The sequence below is a fragment of the Streptomyces sp. NPDC030799 genome, assembly GCF_055572255.1.
In genome coordinates this window covers 109387-128838 of sequence record NZ_JBVIDS010000007.1, presented here as the reverse complement: position 1 = coordinate 128838, position 19452 = coordinate 109387, and the positions used below count along the sequence as shown (strand labels likewise).

Annotated in this window: 14 protein-coding genes; 10 read left to right on the top strand and 4 right to left on the bottom strand. The window is 73.1% G+C overall.

The annotated features are described in order from the left end of the window. The first annotated feature begins 20 nt into the window (after positions 1-20). The 7 genes from ACZ41I_RS19120 to sucD all read left to right on the top strand — a co-directional run bounded on the left by ACZ41I_RS19120 (position 21) and on the right by sucD (position 10822). The gene (locus ACZ41I_RS19120) at positions 21-1160 is read left to right on the top strand and encodes an ATP-binding protein (protein WP_468514634.1); all 1140 of its coding nucleotides are present in this window, start codon (positions 21-23) and stop codon (positions 1158-1160) included. Next, positions 1139-3655 (top strand): DUF5682 family protein, encoded by a 2517-nt coding sequence (locus tag ACZ41I_RS19115; protein ID WP_468514633.1) that lies wholly within the window; start codon positions 1139-1141, stop codon positions 3653-3655. The genes ACZ41I_RS19120 and ACZ41I_RS19115 overlap by 22 nt, the downstream gene beginning before the upstream one ends. Continuing rightward, positions 3652-4860, top strand: coding sequence for a VWA domain-containing protein (locus tag ACZ41I_RS19110; RefSeq protein ID WP_468514632.1), 1209 nt, complete (start codon positions 3652-3654; stop codon positions 4858-4860). Before ACZ41I_RS19115 ends, ACZ41I_RS19110 begins: the two co-directional genes overlap by 4 nt. Positions 4861-5107: 247 nt before the next feature. Continuing rightward, positions 5108-5929: a hypothetical protein gene (locus ACZ41I_RS19105; RefSeq protein WP_468514631.1), complete on the top strand. Its 822-nt coding sequence runs from the start codon at positions 5108-5110 to the stop codon at positions 5927-5929. 219 nt (positions 5930-6148) lie between these two features. Next, positions 6149-8293: a hypothetical protein gene (locus tag ACZ41I_RS19100; protein WP_468514630.1), complete on the top strand. Its 2145-nt coding sequence runs from the start codon at positions 6149-6151 to the stop codon at positions 8291-8293. Positions 8294-8730: 437 nt separating this feature from the next. Then, complete coding sequence (sucC, locus tag ACZ41I_RS19095; RefSeq protein WP_228621143.1) at positions 8731-9909, top strand: ADP-forming succinate--CoA ligase subunit beta; 1179 nt, start codon at positions 8731-8733, stop codon at positions 9907-9909. Positions 9910-9937: 28 nt separating this feature from the next. Then, complete coding sequence (gene sucD, locus ACZ41I_RS19090; protein ID WP_363214770.1) at positions 9938-10822, top strand: succinate--CoA ligase subunit alpha; 885 nt, start codon at positions 9938-9940, stop codon at positions 10820-10822. A 78-nt stretch (positions 10823-10900) separates the two neighbouring features. On the opposite strand, the gene ACZ41I_RS19085 is transcribed toward sucD, so the two are convergent. Continuing rightward, positions 10901-12097 carry a helix-turn-helix domain-containing protein gene (locus ACZ41I_RS19085; RefSeq protein WP_468514629.1) on the bottom strand — a complete coding sequence of 399 codons (1197 nt, stop codon included), beginning with the start codon at positions 12095-12097 and terminating at the stop codon, positions 10901-10903. 152 nt (positions 12098-12249) lie between these two features. On the opposite strand from ACZ41I_RS19085, the gene ACZ41I_RS19080 reads away from it, so the two are divergent. After that, positions 12250-14082 carry a cell division protein PerM gene (locus tag ACZ41I_RS19080; RefSeq protein WP_468514748.1) on the top strand — a complete coding sequence of 611 codons (1833 nt, stop codon included), beginning with the start codon at positions 12250-12252 and terminating at the stop codon, positions 14080-14082. Between the two features lie 116 nt (positions 14083-14198). On the opposite strand, the gene ACZ41I_RS19075 is transcribed toward ACZ41I_RS19080, so the two are convergent. Further along, positions 14199-15008: a hypothetical protein gene (locus ACZ41I_RS19075; RefSeq protein WP_363214773.1), complete on the bottom strand. Its 810-nt coding sequence runs from the start codon at positions 15006-15008 to the stop codon at positions 14199-14201. Positions 15009-15302: 294 nt separating this feature from the next. Here ACZ41I_RS19075 and purN point away from each other — a divergent pair, with 294 nt between their 5' ends. After that, positions 15303-15941: a phosphoribosylglycinamide formyltransferase gene (gene purN, locus ACZ41I_RS19070; RefSeq protein WP_399763752.1), complete on the top strand. Its 639-nt coding sequence runs from the start codon at positions 15303-15305 to the stop codon at positions 15939-15941. After that, complete coding sequence (gene purH / locus ACZ41I_RS19065) at positions 15938-17509, top strand: bifunctional phosphoribosylaminoimidazolecarboxamide formyltransferase/IMP cyclohydrolase (RefSeq protein ID WP_399763755.1); 1572 nt, start codon at positions 15938-15940, stop codon at positions 17507-17509. Before purN ends, purH begins: the two co-directional genes overlap by 4 nt. A 53-nt stretch (positions 17510-17562) precedes the next feature. Here purH and ACZ41I_RS19060 read toward each other — a convergent pair whose 3' ends face one another. Together ACZ41I_RS19060 and ACZ41I_RS19055 are read right to left on the bottom strand one after the other, a co-directional pair. Next, a complete protein-coding gene (locus ACZ41I_RS19060) occupies positions 17563-18822 on the bottom strand; it encodes an FAD-dependent monooxygenase (protein WP_468514628.1) in 1260 nt (419 codons plus the stop codon). Between the two features lie 119 nt (positions 18823-18941). Further along, on the bottom strand, positions 18942-19412 hold the full coding sequence (locus ACZ41I_RS19055; RefSeq protein ID WP_468514747.1) for a hypothetical protein: 471 nt from the start codon (positions 19410-19412) through the stop codon (positions 18942-18944). Between the last annotated feature and the right edge of the window lie 40 nt (positions 19413-19452).

Below are 19452 nucleotides of genomic sequence, written 5' to 3'. Positions count from 1 at the left end.
AGCTGGAGGGGACCTCAGCCATGTCTGTCACGTCTGCGTCCGTGCGACCGACCACCGCGGAACCGAGCCACGGTGAGAGCGCCGAGGCGCTGCGGCCGCACGCCGAGCACGCCTTCGCCGCCGAACTCGCCGCGCTCGCCGCGCAGGACGACCGCCCGCGCCCGGCCCGCTGGAAGCTGTCGCCGTGGGCGGTGGCGACGTATCTGCTCGGCGGCACCCTGCCGGACGGCACGGTGATCACACCCAAGTACGTGGGTCCGCGCCGGATCGTCGAGGTCGCCGTCACCACGCTCGCCACCGACCGCGCCCTGCTCCTGCTCGGCGTGCCCGGTACCGCCAAGACCTGGGTCTCGGAGCACCTGGCCGCCGCGGTCAGCGGCGACTCCACCCTGCTCGTGCAGGGCACGGCCGGCACCCCGGAGGAGGCGATCCGCTACGGCTGGAACTACGCGCAGCTGCTCGCGCACGGCCCCAGCCGTGACGCCCTCGTACCCAGCCCCGTCATGCGGGCCATGGCCGAGGGCATGACGGCCCGTGTCGAGGAGCTGACCCGTATCCCGGCCGATGTGCAGGACACGCTGATCACGATCCTGTCCGAGAAGACGCTGCCCGTTCCGGAGCTGGGCCAGGAAGTCCAGGCGGTCCGCGGCTTCAACCTCATCGCCACCGCCAACGACCGGGACAGAGGCGTCAACGACCTCTCCAGCGCGCTGCGCCGCCGCTTCAACACCGTGGTGCTGCCCCTGCCGGAGAGCGCCGACGCCGAGGTCGACATCGTCACCCGCCGGGTCGAGCAGATCGGCCGTTCCCTCGACCTGCCGGCGGGGCCCGACGGCATCGAGGAGATCCGCCGGGTGGTGACCGTCTTCCGGGAGCTGCGCGACGGCATCACCGCCGACGGCCGCACCAGGCTCAAGTCGCCCAGCGGCACGCTGTCCACGGCCGAGGCCATCTCCGTGGTGACCAACGGCCTTGCCCTGTCCGCGCACTTCGGCGACGGCGTACTGCGCCCGGGCGATGTCGCCGCCGGCATCCTCGGTGCCGTGGTCCGCGACCCCACGGCCGACAAGGTCATCTGGCAGGAGTATCTGGAGACCGTCGTCCGCGAGCGCGAGGGATGGACGGACTTCTACCGCGCATGCCGGGAGGTGAGCGCGTGAACGACACCGGCCGGCCCCAGCCCTGCGGCTCCGGGCCGCTCCTGCTGGGCGTGCGGCACCACGGCCCCGGCTCCGCCCGCGCGGTGCGCGCCGCCCTGGACGCCGCCCGGCCCGCCGCCGTCCTGATCGAGGGCCCGCCCGAGGCCGATGCGCTGATCCCGCTGGCCGCCGACCCGGAACTGCGGCCGCCCGTCGCCCTGCTCGCCCATGCCGTGGACGAGCCAGGCCGCTCGGCGTTCTGGCCGTTCGCCGAGTTCAGCCCGGAATGGGTGGCGATCCGCTGGGCCCTCGAACAGGACGTCCCGGCCCACTTCATCGACCTGCCGGCCGCGCACACGCTCGCGTGGGAGGAGGAACGGGGAGAGCGGGGGGAAGAGGGCGGGCAGGACGATCCTGCCGTGTCCGGACCGCACGCCGCGCCCGGCGCCGCGGAAACCGCTGCGGGCCCTGAGAACGCCGAAAGCAGCAGGGACGGCGAGGGCAGTCGGGACGGCGGCGAGCAGGTCCGTGTCGACCCGCTCGCCGCGCTCGCCGAAGCCGCCGGATACGACGACCCCGAACGCTGGTGGGAGGACGTCGTCGAGCACCGGGGCCCGGGAGGGCGGGACCCCTTCGCCCCGTTCGCCGCGCTGGAGGAGGCCATGGGCGCACTCCGGGAGCGGTACGGCGCCGGCGGGCACTCCCGGGACCTGGTCCGCGAGGCGTACATGCGGCTCCGGCTGCGGGCGGCGCGCAAGGAGTTCGGGGACGGGCTGGCCGTGGTCTGCGGGGCCTGGCACGTGCCCGCGTTGCGCGTGAAGACGACCGTCGCCGCCGACCGGGCCCTGCTGAAGGGGCTGCCCAAGGTGAAGGCCGACCTGACCTGGGTGCCCTGGACCCACCGCAGACTCGCCCGGTCCAGCGGATACGGCGCGGGCATCGACTCGCCCGGCTGGTACGGCCATCTGTTCCACCACGCCGCCGACCGGCCGGTCGAGCGCTGGCTGACCAGGGTGGCTCGGCTGCTGCGTGAGGAGGACCGGATCGTCTCCTCCGCCCATGTCATCGAGGCCGTCCGGCTCGCCGAGACCCTGGCGGCGCTGCGCGGCCGCCCGCTGCCCGGGCTGAGCGAGACCACGGACGCCGTGCGCGCGGTGATGGGCGACGGCTCGGACGTGCCGCTGGCGCTGGTGCACGACCGGCTGGTCGTCGGGGACGTCCTCGGCGAGGTCCCGGAGTCGGCACCGGCGGTGCCGCTGCAGCGCGACCTGGCCCGGCAGCAGCGTTCCCTGCGGCTCAAACCGGAGGCGCTGGAGCGCGGACTGGAACTGGACCTGCGGGGTGACACCGACGCCAACCGCAGCAGGCTGCTGCACCGGCTGCGGCTGCTCGGCGTCGGCTGGGGCGAACCCGCGCGCTCACGGGGAAGCACGGGCACCTTCCGGGAGACCTGGCGGCTGCGCTGGGAGCCGGAGCTGTCGGTGCGGGTCGCCGAGGCGGGCGTGTGGGGGACGACGGTACTGGCGGCGGCACAGGCCAAGGCCGAGGCGGACGCGACGGCCGCGCGCACCCTGGCCGACGTCACCGCGCTGGCCGAGCAGTGCCTGCTCGCCGGTCTGCCGGACGCCCTGCCCGTGGTCATGCGGGTGCTCGCCGACCGGGCGGCGCTCGACACGGACGTCGGCCATCTCGCCCAGGCCCTGCCCGCCCTGGTCCGCTCCCTGCGCTACGGCGACGTGCGCGGCACCGACACCGGTGCGCTGGCCGGCGTCGCCGCGGGCCTCGCCGAACGGATCTTCGTCGGCCTTCCCCCGGCGTGCGCCGCCCTCGACGGCGACGCCGCGGAGGAGATGCGCGGCCATGTGGACGCCGTGCATGCGGCGGTGGGGTTGCTGTCGGAGACGCCGGCTGGTGCTGATGCGGGGGCAACGGATCAGGTTGCCGTCTCCGGAGCCGGGTTGGGCGGTCTGCGGGACCGGTGGCGGGGCGTGCTGCGGACGTTGTCGTTGCGAGACAGCGTGCCCGGTGTGTTGCGGGGGCGGGCCGTGCGGTTGTTGTTGGACGACGGGGAGTTGCGGCCCGGGGAGGCGGCGCGGCTGATGGGACTCGCGCTGTCGCCGGGGACGCCGCCGGCAGACGCGGCAGCCTGGATCGAGGGCTTCGTCGGCGGCGGGGGCGGGCTGCTGCTGGTGCACGACGAGCGGCTGCTCGGGCTGGTGGACAGTTGGCTGGCGGGGGTGTCGGCGGAGGCGTTCACGGACGTACTGCCGCTGCTGCGGCGCACGTTCGCCGCATATGAGCCGGGAGTGCGCAGAACGCTCGGCGAACTGGTCCGGCGCGGCCCCGCAGACCCGTCGGCCGGCCGGGCGGCCTACGGAGCCGTCACGCCCGGCTTCGCCGCCGAACCGGACACCGGACGTGCCGACGCCGTGCTGCCGGTACTGCGGCTGCTGCTCGGCCTGGACGACGCGGCCGGGTATGGCGAGGACACCAGGCTTGCGGGGGTGGGCGCATGACGACCGATGTGAGGCCGACCGATGTGAGGCCGACCGGTGTGAGGCCGGCGGATGTCGGCGATCCGGCGGGGGAGAGGCTGCGGCGGTGGCGGCTGGTGCTCGGCGGCGATCAGGCCGACGGCACCGGATGTGCCCTGTCGGGACGGGACGCGGCGATGGACGGCACGCTCGCCGCGCTGTACGGCAAGGGGGACAGGCCGCAGGCGGGACACGACCGTTCGGCGGGGCTCGGTGCCTCGGCGCCGTCCGTGGCGCGCTGGCTCGGGGACATCCGCACGTACTTCCCGTCGTCCGTCGTCCAGGTCATGCAGCGCGACGCCATCGACCGGCTCGGCCTCGCCTCGCTGCTGCTGGAGCCGGAGATGCTGGAGGCGGTGGAGGCGGACGTGCACCTGGTCGGCACGCTGCTGTCGCTGAACAAGGCGATGCCGGAGACGACGAAGGAGACAGCACGCGCGGTCGTGCGCAAGGTCGTCGAGGACGTGGAGAAACGGCTCGCGAACCGTACCCGGGCCACCCTCACCGGCGCCCTCGACCGCAGCGCACGGATCAGCCGCCCACGCCACCACGACATCGACTGGAACCGCACCATCGCGGCCAACCTCAAGCACTACCTGCCGGAGTACCGCACGGTGGTGCCGGAACGGCTCGTCGGATACGGGCGCGCCGCGCGGTCGGTGAAGAAGGAGGTCGTGCTCTGCATCGACCAGTCCGGGTCGATGGCCGCGTCCGTGGTCTACGCCTCGGTGTTCGGCGCGGTCCTCGCCTCCATGCGGTCGATCAGTACCCGGCTGGTCGTCTTCGACACGGCGGTGGTCGACCTCACCGACCAGCTGGACGACCCGGTCGACGTCCTCTTCGGCACCCAGCTCGGCGGTGGAACGGACATCAACCGGGCGCTCGCCTACTGCCAGTCACAGATCAGCCGGCCCGCCGAGACCGTGGTCGTGCTGATCAGCGACCTCTATGAGGGCGGCATCCGCGACGAGATGCTCAAGCGGGTGGCGGCAATGAAGGCGTCCGGGGTGCAGTTCGTGGCGCTGCTCGCGCTTTCGGACGAGGGCGCGCCCGCGTACGACCGGGAGCACGCGGCGGCGCTGGCCGCGCTCGGCGCACCGGCCTTCGCCTGCACGCCCGACCTGTTCCCCGAGGTCATGGCCGCAGCGCTAGAAAAACGGCCGCTGCCGATACCGGACACCGCGTGACGCCGGGCGGTAAAGGGCGGAGAAGACGGGGAGAGAGGAAGGGCAGGCAGAACGGGGAGGGAGGAAGGAGAGAGAGCGAGGGCAGAGAGCGAGGGCAGAGAGCGAGGGCAGAGAAAGGGGGGAGCGAAAAGGGGGAGCGAAAAGGGACATGGCTACCCATCGGTAACACCGGGCTTGCGCTGCCTCGGGCGGGTCGTGCAAGGATCGGCGGAGCCCGTGTCGTACCGAGCCGAGGATGTTCACCTCCTTGACCTTCCCAGCAGCCTTCCTTGGTACCACCGTGCGCGTGCTGCGTACGGCGGGCGGGCGGCGTGTGCTCCAACTGGTGCTGCTGGTGGGCGGGCTGTTCACACTGGGTTTCCTCTGCGGCGAACAGGCGCATGCGGCCGATGGAGTCCCGGTGCCGGCGAAGGTGACGTCGGCGCCGTCCGGGGTGACCGGACAGAAGGGCCCGGCAGGTGCGGTACGGACGGTCGGCGACGTGGTGACCACCGTTTCCCGGTCCCTCGAAGCCACGGTCGGCGCCCAAGCCGTTGAGAAGCCACGGTCTTCGACGCCCTCCCTGCCCTCGACGCCCTCCCTGCCCCTGCCGGACCTCACCCGGGCGCCGGATGACCTCCCCCAAGTCCCGGACAGGCCCGTACAGCTGACGCCCGAGCCGGAGTCCACGGCGCGCCGCGCACAGGGGCACGGTGGTGCGGCGGTGCCCGGTTCGACGGAGCAGGTGCGGCGGCACGCCCGCGCGTGGGCCCGTACCGCCGGCGGCGCACCGGCGCCGGTCGCCTCGTACGGCCCGGCGGTCACCCGTGCGTCCCAGCAGGCGGCGTACATCCCCGCGCACCACGGCACCGCCGCCGCGGGAGCCCCCGGCTGCCCCTCGCCGGGTGGAGACCCGGACGGTGTGCTCGGCAAGCAGGCGGCCGACGGCACCGCGTCCCGTCACGGTGACGCGCATGCCGTCACCCTCGACCACCGGGCGCCACTGCGGCTCGCGCCGGGCGCCGCGGCGTGTGCCGACGCGCCCTGCACCCGGGAACGGCACCGAGACATTCCCGTCTTCCCCGGCTAGCCGGCACGGCCGACCTCTCCGCCACGGACCTGACGAGCAGGGGCGGAACGGGTCTGCCCGTCCGTCCGGACACCCAGCGGCGAGCCTGATCCGCGTTCGCTCGTTCTCGTGCTCGCGTGGTCGTGTGTTCCGCGTTCAGCGGTCTGCGGACGGAATCCCCAGCTGACTCCAGCCGACTTCAGCCGGTTCCGGCTGTTCCTGAAGGACTTGACGCACGCAATGAACAAGAACATCCGTCGTTCGATCGTGATAGCCGCCGGTGTCACCGGTGCATGGGCGCTCGGTTCGGCCGTCGCCAGCGCGGACGAGCTGTCCGGCACCTCCGTCTCCGTTCCGGACGCGGGTACCGACACTGTCACCGGCACGGTCGACGGCGTCCTCACCGGCGTCCACGGCACCGTCTCCGGTCCGACCGGCACGGCCACCTCGGCCACCCGGCCCGCGCGGACGACTCAGACGACTCAGACGACTCAGACGCAGACGGCGCAGACGGCGCAGACGGCGCAGACGACGCGGACGACGCGGACTGCAGCCACGACCAGCGGTACCGTCACAAAGATCCGGGGCGCTCAGGAGGCCGGTGCGGAGCGGCAGCGGGCGCACGGGCACGTCCGGACCGGCGTCCAGCCCGACGGGGCGCACCTCACCGGCCACGCCGCCCGTGCGGGCGCGCACGCCGCGCCGGTCGCGTCCCGCGAAGGCGTTCCGAACGGCACTGCGCAGGACGGGATCGACTACCTGTTCGGTCCGCTGTCCTCCTTCGCCCCCGAGGTGGAGGAGGCTCTGGCCGCCGCGCAGACCAGGCTTCAGGCCACGCAGGAGATTGCCCGGCCGAAGACGCAGGGGGTCGAGGGCGCTGTCCGGACGGCCGTACGGCAGACCGTCGCCGGCGCGCAGGGCCGGACCGCCGGTGCCGCGGCCGTCGCACGCGGCACGGTGGCCGAGGCGGCGGGCGCGGCCGACGCCTCCGTCGCCGGCGTGCCCGCACACATCACCGGTACGGCCACGGGTGCCGGGCAGCGGGTCGCCGGCACGGTCCGGGCCGTGCCCGGCGCGGTCACGCCGGTGGCGGACGGAGCGACCGCCGCGGCGGTCCCGCCGGTGGCCTCCGCGGCGGTACACGGCGCTGCGCCGCTCGCCGGCCAGTCGGTGGCGGGCGCGGAGGGCGCTGCCGGGCACGCGGTGGCGGGCGTGCAGGGCGTCGCCGGGCACGCGGTGACGGGTGTGTACGGGACCGCCCGGGACACCCTCGTCCAGGTGGACGGGGTCGCCGGTGGCACCGTCGCCGGTGCACAGGGCATTGCCGGGGGCGTCGTGTCGGGTGTGCACGGGACTGCCGGCGCTGCGGTGTCGGGTGCATACGGGGCCGCCGATGCCGCCGTGCGGGACGCGTACGGAACCGCCGCGGACTCCGCCTCCAGCTCATACGGGACCGCCGGTGACAGCGCCTCTGGCGCATACGGCACCGTCTCCGGTGCATACGGGACTGCTGATGCCGCCGGTGCCGGGGCGTTCGGAACCGCCGGGGGCGCCGTTCACGAGCTCCACCGGGTTCACGGGATCGCCACGGGCGCCGCCGGTGAGGCGGGGTCCCTCGGCGCGGGTGTGGGGTCGTACGCCGGTGGGCTGGTCGGGCAGGTCGGGCGGGACACCGCGGAGGCGGTGCTGCCGCCGGTGGTCTCCGGCGTCGTGCGCGGAGTCGTGCCGGTCGCAGGGCAGGCCGTCGTGGACGCGGGCGCCCTCGGCCACGGTGTGGCCGGTGACGTCCAGCCCTTCGCGGGCGGTGTCGTCGGAGCCGTACCGCCGCTCGTGCACGGTGCGACCGCGCGGACCGGGACCTTCGCCGAGGGCGTGGCCGCCCAGGCGCCGCCCTTCACAGCCGGAATCACGGCGGCGACCGCGCCGCTCGCGGACACCGCCACCCGCGCGGTCGGGCAGACCGCGGATGCCGCCACCCACGCGGTCGCGCAGACCGCGGACACCGCGGCCGGGGCTGTGCACCGGGCGACCGGCACCGTCGAGGGGACCCTGCGGCCCGTGACCGGCCAGGTCGGCAAGGTCGGTCAGGTCGTGGGGCCGGTGCCCGGCCGGGTCGGCGGGGCCATGGGACCGGTGGTCGGCGGGGTCGGGGGGAGCGCGGCCGGGATGGTGCACGGTGTCGCGGGTGAGGCCGGGACCTACGCGGACGGAGTCGCCGGTGCCGGTGTGCCGCTCGCCGGGCAGGCCGAGGCCTTCGCTCACGGGCTCGACGGCACGGTCCGGGACAGCGGGGGTCCGCTCGCCGGGCATGCCGTCGACGGAGCCGCGGGGGTCACCCGTACGGCCGTACCGGCGTACTCCCAGAACCTCCGGTACCGGGGCTGAGCGCCCTCCACCGCTCCGCGGGGTGTCCGTGCCCGGGCGGCCGAATGCCGTCGGCGCGTCCGGTCGGGACCCCGCGGTCCGGGCGGGTGGTCCCCATTGGGGTGGGGATCAACCGCCCCGGCCCCGGACCCACCGGGGCCGCCCCGGAGGCCTCACCGGGTCAACCCCAGCCCGGTGAGGCCTCGCACACCACTCCGAAGTCCCCCAACCGTCGGCACGGCGTGTCAGGAATCGCGGCATCATGTGACAGGTATCACCGCTCGTGTGTGACCCTCGATTTAGGGAGCCCCCGCAAGCGGCGATAACCTGCGAGACGGACATGCCGCGCGCTCGGACACCGTGTGCGCCTCCCCTGTGACAAGCGGACGTCACGTTGCCCTTCGCGGCACGCCCACGCATCCAACGAACCGCGAGATCACTGATAGGGACGGAAGCGCGTGGACCTGTTCGAGTACCAGGCGAGGGACCTCTTCGCCAAGCACGATGTACCGGTGCTGGCCGGTGAAGTCATCGACACGCCTGAGGCGGCGCGCGAGATCACCGAGCGGCTGGGCGGCAAGTCGGTCGTCAAGGCGCAGGTGAAGGTCGGTGGTCGTGGCAAGGCCGGTGGCGTGAAGCTGGCCGCCTCCGCGGACGAGGCCGTCGCCCGTGCGACGGACATCCTCGGCATGGACATCAAGGGCCACACGGTCCACAAGGTCATGATCGCCGAGACCGCTCCGGAGATCCTCGAGGAGTACTACGTCTCCTTCCTCCTCGACCGTGCCAACCGCACCTTCCTCTCCATCGCCTCCGTCGAGGGCGGCATGGAGATCGAGGAGGTGGCGGCCACCCGTCCGGAGGCTGTCGCCAAGACCCCGATCGACCCGATCGACGGTGTGGACGAGGCCAAGGCCCGCGAGATCGTCGCGGCTGCCAAGTTCCCGGCCGAGGTCGCGGACAAGGTCGCGAACGTCCTCGTCAAGCTGTGGGACACCTTCATCAAGGAGGACGCCCTCCTCGTCGAGGTGAACCCGCTGGCCAAGGTCGCCTCCGGTGAGGTCATCGCCCTCGACGGCAAGGTGTCGCTCGACGACAACGCCGAGTTCCGTCACCCCGACTTCGAGGAGCTCCACGACAAGGCCGCGGCCAACCCGCTCGAGGCCGCCGCCAAGGAGAAGAACCTCAACTACGTCAAGCTCGACGGCGAGGTCGGCATCATCGGCAACGGCGCCGGTCTCGTGATGAGCACCCTGGACGTCGTCGCGTACGCCGGTGAGAAGCACGGCGGCGTCAAGCCCGCCAACTTCCTCGACATCGGCGGTGGCGCCTCCGCCCAGGTCATGGCGAACGGCCTGGAGATCATCCTGGGCGACCCGGACGTCAAGTCCGTCTTCGTGAACGTCTTCGGTGGCATCACCGCCTGCGACGAGGTCGCCAACGGCATCGTGCAGGCCCTGAAGCTTCTGGAGGACCGCGGCGAGAAGGTCGAGAAGCCGCTCGTCGTCCGCCTCGACGGCAACAACGCCGAGCTGGGCCGGCAGATCCTCACCGACGCCAACCACCCGCTGGTGCAGCGCGTCGACACCATGGACGGCGCGGCCGACAAGGCCGCCGAGCTGGCCGCCGCCAAGTAAGCACTCAGGACGAGGACACCAACACACCATGGCTATCTGGCTCAACAAGGACAGCAAGGTCATCGTCCAGGGCATGACCGGCTCCACCGGCATGAAGCACACCAAGCTCATGCTCGGCGACGGCACGAACGTCGTGGGCGGCGTGAACCCGCGCAAGGCGGGTCAGACCGTGGACTTCGACGGCACCGAGGTACCCGTCTTCGGCACCGTCAAGGAGGCCATCGAGAAGACCGGCGCCAACGTCTCCGTCATCTTCGTGCCGGAGAAGTTCACCAAGGACGCCGTCGTCGAGGCCATCGACGCCGAGATCCCGCTGGCCGTCGTCATCACCGAGGGCATCGCCGTGCACGACTCGGCGTCCTTCTGGGCGTACGCCGGCAAGAAGGGCAACAAGACCCGCATCATCGGCCCGAACTGCCCCGGCATCATCACCCCGGGCCAGTCGAACGTCGGCATCATCCCGGGCGACATCACCAAGCCGGGCCGCATCGGCCTGGTGTCGAAGTCCGGCACGCTGACGTACCAGATGATGTACGAGCTGCGGGACATCGGCTTCTCGACGGCCGTCGGCATCGGTGGCGACCCGATCATCGGCTCCACCCACATCGACGCCCTGGCCGCGTTCCAGGACGACCCGGAGACCGAGCTCATCGTGATGATCGGTGAGATCGGTGGCGACGCCGAGGAGCGTGCCGCGGCGTTCATCAAGGAGAACGTGACCAAGCCGGTCGTCGGTTACGTCGCGGGCTTCACCGCGCCCGAGGGCAAGACCATGGGCCACGCCGGCGCCATCGTGTCCGGCTCCTCCGGCACCGCGCAGGCCAAGAAGGAGGCCCTGGAGGCCGCGGGCGTCAAGGTCGGCAAGACGCCGACCGAGACGGCGAAGCTGGCCCGCGAGATCCTGGCCGGCTGAGGCACGTCGGCCGAGCGCCGGTAGGCCCGTTCCCCGGGGTGGGGGCGGGCCTACCGGCGTTTGCGCTTCCCGCACCGTTCACCCGGGTTCCGGTAGCAGCCTCTCCGGCCCCTTGGCGGCAGCCCCCAGCTTTGCCCGCAAGGCCTGTTCCTCCCGGGACAGCGGCCCCATGACCCCCACCGCCGGCACCCCCTCCACCGCCTGAGCCGGGGCGATCGGGGCCTCGTAGTGCGTCGGTGCCGTCCGCAGCGTGAGTGTCGTCGCGCCGACGATCGTCACGGTGAACGCGATCGCCGCCCGGGTCCAGAGCACGTTCTGCCGCTCGCAGCCGGCCCGGATCACCGTCGGCCTGCCCGCGCGCAACTGCTCCTTCGAGGCCAGTTCGAGCAGCCGGCGGTGCAGTTCCGCGGGGTCGGCCAGTTCCGGCAGCCGCGCGGCCACCGCCTCCCGTGCGTGGGTCAGCCGCATCGCCGCCGCCGGCGTGCTGGCCTCCGTCTCCGCCGCCGTCTCCGGGAGGTCGAGGCCCACACCGTCGTAGAGCACGAGCGTGCGCCGGTACGACGGCGGAAGCGTCAGCAGGACGTGCAGCAGCGCGTGGTCGGCCGGATCGGCGGGCGGCGGTTCCGGGTGCCGGTAGCGGGGCCGGAAGCGGTGCCAGGGCGAGAGCGCGCAGTCGTACGCCACCGCCCGCACCCAGCCGCCCGGATCCCGGTCCCGGGCCAGCTCGGGCCAGCGCTGCCAGGCCAGCTGGAAGGCCCGCTCCACGGATTCGCGGGCCAGTTCCCGGCGCCCGGTGAGCAGATACGTCTGGCGTACGAGGGCGGGGGCGCAGAACGCGTACAGCGCATCGAAGGCCTGATCCGGCGTCAGGGGCTCGGTGGTGACGGGCGCCGTGCGTGCGGCAGCGACAGCAGCAGAAGCAGAAGCAGCAGCAGGGGCAGCAGCAGGGGTAGGGGCAGCGGTGGGGGAGGGGGCAGGGGCTGTGGCCGCCCCGGGCGGTGTCTCCGGGGCCGCCTCGGCCGTCGTCGTCTCCTCGGCCGCCGTTGTTTCCTCGGCTGCCGCCGGTGCGGCGAGCGCCCGCAGCAGCCTGGCGTAGGCCGCGCCCTCACGTCCGTGCGGAACGCGGCGGCCGGACTCCCACGCGCGGATCGTCGAGCGGCTGACGCCGACCCGCGCGGCGACCTGAGCCTTCGTCAGCGACCGGGACTCGCGAAGCCGCCGGCGTTCCGTCGGCGGTGGCAGCGGGCCGTCGGTGTTCTGAGTCGTCGTCACCATGCGCCCTTCCGTGCGAAAAAGAACATAAACATATATTGGGCGACACATCGGAAGTTCGCCTGTTGCGTGGGGAAAGCGGGTGGCATTGGCAGCATGGCGGGGTGACTCTGCTGACCGCTCGCCGACCGTCGCTGTCGCCCCTGCTGGCCCGGATGCGGGACCGTGAGCCCGGGCTGGCCGCGAGCCTGCTGGCCGGCGCGGTAGCGGCCGGACTCGGATTCGCTTCGTTCGCCGCCCTGCTGATGCTGCTGTGGGTCAGCTCGCCCTATCCCGACAGTGGTCCGGGCGGTGCGCTGCATGTCGCCGCGGCGCTGTGGCTGCTGGCGCACGGCGTCGAACTGGTCCGCACCGACACGCTCTCGGGTGTGCCCATGCCGGTGGGCGTGACCCCGTTGCTGCTGCTGGCGCTGCCCGTGTGGCGGGTGTACCGGGCCGCCCGGGACGCGGTGGACGCGCCCGAGGACGCCGACGGCCCGCCGCCCGTACCGGCGCGCACGGTGTGGACCGGGGTCGTCCTCGGCTATCTGGGTGTCGGCGGCGCGATCGCGCTGTACTGCTCGGGAGGCGAACTGCAGGCCTCCTGGCCCTGGGTGACGGTATGTCTGCCGCTGGTGGCGGCGGGCTCGGCGGCGGCCGGGGTGTGGTCGGCGTACGGCTGTCCCCGCGAGCCGGTGCTGAACATGCTGACGGTGTTGCCGGGGCCGGTGCGGCGGGTGGTGTTCGGCGCGGACGCGCGCGCCCGGGTGGGTACGGCCGTACGGGCCACCGGTGCCGCCACGGCAGTGCTCTTCGGCGGTGGGGCGTTGGTGCTCGGGGTGTCGCTGGTGTGGCACGGCCGGGCGGCGCAGGCGTCCTTCCTCCAGCTGACCGAGGGCTGGACGGGACGGTTCGCGGTGCTGGTGCTCGGTATCGCGCTGATTCCCAACGCGGCGGTGTGGGCCGCGTCCTACGCCCTCGGCCCCGGGTTCCTGCTCGGTGCCGGACACGGGGTGAACCCGTTCGCCTCCGATCCGGCGCCGCTGCTGCCGCCCTTCCCGCTGCTGGCGGCGGTGCCGGACGCGGGTGCCGGGTCGCTGCCGAACTGGCTGGCGGGGCTGGTGCCGGTGGCGGCCGGGGGGATGGCGGGGTGGTTCGTGGCGCGCGGGGCCATGGAGCGGCCGGAGCCGGGCGAGGCGGTTGCGGCCCGGTGGTCGGCCGCCCGTACCGGCGGGGTCATGCTGCTGACCGCGACGGTGTGCGCGGCGGCCTTCGCCCTGCTCGCCGAGCTGGCGGGCGGTCCGCTGGGCGTGGCCGCGCTGGCCCGCTTCGGGCCGGTGTGGTGGCAGACCGGGGGAGCGGTGGGGGCCTGGACGGCGGTGTGCGGGGTGCCGGTGGCACTGGTCGTACGGGGCTGGCTCGTGTGGCGCGGGCGCACGCGGGGCGGGGGGATCCCGGCACAGGGGACAGGGACGGGGCAGGACGGCAAGGCGTCCGCGTCGAACTTCGGGGCGGCGGCCGACGGAACCGGAAACGGGCCGGGGAAGGCGGAGGAGCCGACGACGGGCGAGGGCACGGCCACGGCCGGCGCAGAGCACCAAGGCGCGGAGGGAGGCCGGAGCGGGGAGGAGGAGGGCCAGGAGGGCCACGACGAGGGGGCCGGCAGAGCCAGGGGCGAGGAACCGGGCACCGGCAAGAACGTGGGCCGACCGGAGACCGCGCCCGGCACGGCCGGTGCGGCGGAGGAGGACCCGTACGAGATCCTCCCGGCCGACGACCCGTTCGGCCCCGACTGGTCCGACGACCTCACGCACGCCGCACGCTGGACGGCCGTACGCGAGCCCGCGGCCCCGCGCGACACCTCGGACGACTGCCGTCCGGGCTCCTCGCCGACCGCGCCCGCCTGGCCGCTCCTCCCGGAACGCCCCCGGCCGGCCTCCACCGAACCCGCCCCGGGCTCCGCCGAGCCGGTCGCGGACACCACGGAACAGCCGCCGGAATCCCACTGACCCGACGGCCCGGGCCGCCCGCCACCGCGTCGGCCCGCACCCCGTCACCGAGCCCGCCGGGCCGCCCGTGCCAGGACCGGCCCGCACCGGGTCACCTGACCAGCGGCACCGCAGGCTCAGTCGTTGCCGACTCCGAGAACCCCTCGCAGCTCCCGCGGCAGCAGGCTGTCGCAGGACTGTTTGGCCTCGTGGGTGAGGGCGTCGCCGACGCAGGTGTAGTAGTCGCGGTAGACCAGCTGGACCGTGAAGGTCGAGGCGACCAGGACCAGGGCCAGGGAGGCCGTGATCAGACCCCCGACGGCCGCTGTCGTCTGGGGGCGGCCGGGGACGGGCGGCGGGGTCGGGGAGTCCGGGTCCGGCCTGCGCGGCTTGGCGCGCAGCGCGCTGACACCCCAGTACAGGGCGAGTGCGCCCAGGAGCAGGGCCACGTACGGCCAGCTGAACAGGGCGAAGAAGACGGCCCACATGCCGGACAGCAGGGCGTAGCGCGCGCGGCGCTGGGCGGGGTCGGTCGGGTCCCAGCGCATGCCGGATCCGGCCGGTCCGCCGGGACCCTGGGGGCCGCCGCCGGGCCGCTCGCCGAAGCCGCCGGGCGAGCGTCCGGGCTGACGGTCGCTCCACTGGCTGCCCCACGGGGAGCCGCCCCCCGAGCCCGGACCGGCTCCCTGATGACCCTCGGGATGACGGGGCTGCCAGGGCCGGTCCGGGGTGCCCTCGGGCGGCGGTGCGAACGGGTTGTCGTCCTGCCGTCCGCCGCGCCGCCCGTCGCCGTCGCGGCCGTCCTGACCGGCCCCCTGACCGCCCGGACCGTCCTGCGGGGCCTCGGGAGGCGAGACCGGCCGCTCCCGCAGCAGCATGGCGTCACGCTCGCCTCCCTGGGCCGGGCGCGGAGGGAACGTGAGGAGTCGCGGGCTGCGATCGGGCATCAAAAGAGCGTCTTCCCCTGGGTGACTACGGCTGTCCCACATGAGCTTCCACCCCGACAACGCACCGCACGACGACCGCGTTCCCGAGGCTTCCCCTCCGTGATTCCTTGCGAACGCTACCTTCCGGCCACTCCCCCGTCCCGTGGGGGCCTTCCCGAGTGCCGGTATCGTTGCTGACGGTCGGCCGCTTCGTAGACTTCCCTGTATCGCGGGGTGCGAAGCATTCGTGCGAACGTACAACCGCATGGGCAACCGCCGACCGGACACATCGCCACCCCGAGAAAGGGCCCCATCGTGGCCGCCACCACCGCTGGCCCCGCGGTCAAGCGCCTCGTCGTGCTGGTCTCCGGATCCGGCACCAATCTGCAGGCGCTCCTGGACGAGATCGAGCGCACCGGAGCGGAGCGGTACGGCGCCCGGATCGTCGCCGTGGGGGCCGACCGCGCCGGCATCGAGGGGCTCGCCCGCGCCGAGCGGGCCGGGTTGCCGACCTTCGTGTGCAAGGTCAAGGACTACGCGAGCCGCGAGGAGTGGGACGCCGCCCTCGCCGAGGCCGTCGCCGCGTACGAGCCGGACCTCGTGGTCTCCGCCGGGTTCATGAAGATCGTGGGGAAGGAGTTCCTCGCGCGCTTCGGCGGGCGGTTCGTCAACACCCACCCGGCCCTGCTGCCCAGTTTTCCGGGGGCCCACGGCGTCCGTGACGCGCTCGCGTACGGCGCCAAGGTCACCGGCTGCACCGTCCACTTCGTCGACGACGGCGTCGACACCGGCCCGATCATCGCCCAGGGCGTGGTCGAGGTCCGGGACGAGGACGACGAGAGCGCGCTGCACGAGCGCATCAAGGAAGTCGAGCGAAGGCTGCTCGTCGAGGTCGTGGGGCGGATCGCCCGCAACGGCTATCGCATTGAGGGACGAAAGGTAGTTATCCAGTGACCGCCGAGAGCATCGAGAGCGGCAAGCGGGGCATCCGTCGCGCGCTCGTCAGCGTCTACGACAAGACCGGGCTGGAAGAGCTCGCGCGCGGGCTGCACGAGGCCGGTGTCGCGCTCGTCTCCACCGGGTCCACGGCCTCCCGCATCGCCGCCGCCGGCGTCCCCGTCACCAAGGTCGAGGAGCTGACCGGCTTCCCCGAGTGCCTGGACGGCCGGGTCAAGACCCTGCACCCGAAGGTGCACGCGGGCATCCTCGCCGACCTGCGGCTGGACAGCCACCGGGAGCAGCTCGCCGAGCTGGGCGTGGAGCCGTTCGACCTCGTCGTCGTCAACCTCTACCCGTTCCGCGAGACCGTCGCCTCGGGCGCGAGCGAGGACGAGTGCGTGGAGCAGATCGACATCGGCGGTCCGTCCATGGTCCGTGCCGCCGCCAAGAACCACCCCTCGGTCGCCGTGGTCACCAGCCCCGAGCGTTATGCCGACGTCCTCGCGGCCGTCAAGGACGGCGGCTTCGACCTCGCCGCCCGCAAGCGGCTGGCCGCCGAGGCCTTCCAGCACACCGCCGCCTACGACGTGGCCGTCGCCTCCTGGTTCGCCTCCTCCTACGCGCCGGTCGACGAGTCGGGCTTCCCGGACTTCCTCGGCGCCACCTACGAGCGCAAGAACACCCTCCGCTACGGCGAGAACCCGCACCAGGACGCCGCCCTCTACGTCGACGGCACCGGCGGCCTCGCCGAGGCGGAGCAGCTGCACGGCAAGGAGATGTCGTACAACAACTACACGGACACGGACGCCGCCCGCCGTGCCGCGTACGACCACGACGAGCCCTGCGTCGCGATCATCAAGCACGCCAACCCCTGCGGCATCGCGGTCGGCGAGGACGTCGCCGAGGCGCACCGCAAGGCACACGCCTGCGACCCGGTCTCCGCGTACGGCGGTGTCATCGCCGTCAACCGGCCGGTGAGCCGGGAGATGGCCGAGCAGGTCGCGGAGATCTTCACCGAGGTCATCGTCGCCCCGGACTACGAGGAAGGGGCCCTGGAGGCCCTCACCAAGAAGAAGAACATCCGCGTGCTGAAGGCCCCGAGCGCGCCCTGCAACCGGGTGGAGGCCAAGCAGGTCGACGGCGGTGTGCTGCTCCAGGTCACCGACCGGCTCCAGGCCGACGGCGACGACCCCGCCAACTGGACGCTGGCCAGCGGTGAGGCGCTCGGCGACGAGGAGCTGAAGGAGCTGGCGTTCGCCTGGAAGGCCTGCCGTGCCGTCAAGTCCAACGCGATCCTCCTCGCCAAGGACGGCGCCTCGGTCGGCGTCGGCATGGGCCAGGTCAACCGCGTCGACTCCTGCAAGCTGGCCGTCGAGCGGGCGGGCGAGGAGCGGGCCCGGGGCGCCTACGCGGCCTCCGACGCCTTCTTCCCCTTCCCGGACGGCCCGCAGATCCTCATCGACGCCGGTGTCCGGGCGATCGTCCAGCCGGGCGGCTCGATCCGTGACGAGCAGGTCGTCGAGGCCGCCAAGAAGGCGGGCGTGACCATGTACTTCACGGGCACGCGCCACTTCTTCCACTGAGCGGTGAGTACGGGGCACTGCGCCATGCCGGCGCAGTGCCCAGTAGTTCCTGATCAGTAGTCCCTGATGACCGGTTCCGGGCCCTGGTCCGGCTCGGGTTCTCCGGCCTGGGCGGCCATCGCGTCGAACATCTCCTGGGTCGGCCGGGTGAACAGATACTGGCTGCCGTGGACGCCAATGGCCTGGTTGTGCTCGACGTACGGGCGCAGGATCCGCTCATAGGAGGCGAACGCCGTGCCGTGGTCACCGCCGGCCGCAGCGAGCTCTCCGGCCAGGACGTAGGCACCGAGCAGAGCCTGGGAGGTGCCGCGTCCCGAGGTGGGGGCGGCGCAGTGGGCGGCGTCGCCGACGAGCGCGATACGGCCGGCGGACCAGGTGTCCATCCGGATCTGCGTCATGGCGTCGAAGTACAGGTCGTCGGCGGAGTCCAGGTCGGCCAGCAGGCGGGGAGTCTCCCAACCGAGGTGCGCAGCACGGTCCTTGAGGATCCGGATCTGCGCCTGCCGGTCGCGCCGGTCGACGGACAGCGGCTGGTCGGCCTTGAACAGCAGGCCCGCCCGGGCCCGTTCGTTGTGCCGGACGGTGAACAGGCTCAGCGCGGCCGTCTCGCCGTCGCCGGTGGCCATCCCCTCGTGGTCGAGACCGAGGTGGTTGCCGGTTCCCCAGTAGGCGTAGTAGCAGCCCAGATAGTGCGCGAACCCCTCCTCGGGGCCGAACGCCAGCCGGCGGACCGCCGAGTGCGCCCCGTCGGCGCCGATCACCAGGTCGAACCGCTCCGGCGGAGCATTTTCGAAGGCAACCTCCACTCCCTCGCCGTCGGGCACGAGAGCGGTGACCGAGTCGCCGAACCGGTAGGCGACGCCGGCCTCGACGGCGTGGTCGTGGAGGATCCCCATCAGCTCGTCGATGAGCACCTCCAGCTCACCGGCGTACAGCGCGGCGGGCATGACGGCGAAGGGTTCGCCGGCGGCGTCCACGATGGTGCAGTCGCCGATGCCGGTGTCGCGTTCCTTCACCTGTTCCAGCAGGCCCATCCGGTCCAGCACGGTCAGCGCCCGGCCGCGGAAGTCGACCGCCTGACCGCCCTGCCGCAGCGCGGGGGCACGTTCGACGACCGTCGGTGTGAACCCGTGCCGTGCGAGCCAGTAGGCCACCGTCGAGCCGGCCACTCCTGCCCCGGAGACCAGTACTTTTCTCCCCGGTGACGGCTGTTCCCGGGTGACGCGCAGGTTCACGCGGATCTCCTCTCGGTCCGCTCCGCCGGGCGGCGGAGAAACGTGGTGCACACCCTCCTGGACATCCAGTTCGGTCACGGTGGTTCCGGTCGCGGTGGCGACCGCGGACGGCCGCCCGGCACACCGTGCTTCCTGCTTCGTCGACGGCCTCCGGCCCTCCCCCGAGGGAGCCGGAGGCCGTCCGCCCTGTCACGGCATCAGCAGGGGCGCAGGGACCAGATCGGGTCCCAGGTCGCCGTGCCGGCCTCGTACGCCGTGGAGGTCCAGCGGACGCTGCCGTCCTGGTTGTAGAACCTGGCGACCGTGCCCGGCGTCTGGTTGTTCGTGAACGGGCCGTCGCCGGTCCAGTTGGAGACGGTCCAGGTCCGGCACTTGTAGAAGTCGAACTTGGTGCCCCTGACGATCATGCACAGGTGGCCGTAGGCGCAGTCCAGGTCCTTTTTGGCGGCCGCGCCCTGCGGAGCCCTGGTGAGGGTCAGGCCGTCGTACCGGACCTGGCCGGCGGAGGCCGAAAGCGGCTTCGGGTGGCCGGCGAGGACCTGGCCGGCGACCTGCTGGACGCTGGTGACCCGGGTGCCGTCCGGTGTGGCGGCGGTCGCCGCGACCGTGGAGCCGGCGAGGAGGGCGGTGGCCGCGACGAGCAGTGCGGCGGGCTTAACGATGTTCACGAGTTCCCCCATGTGAACGAACGGTGTCGGTCGCTCCGCC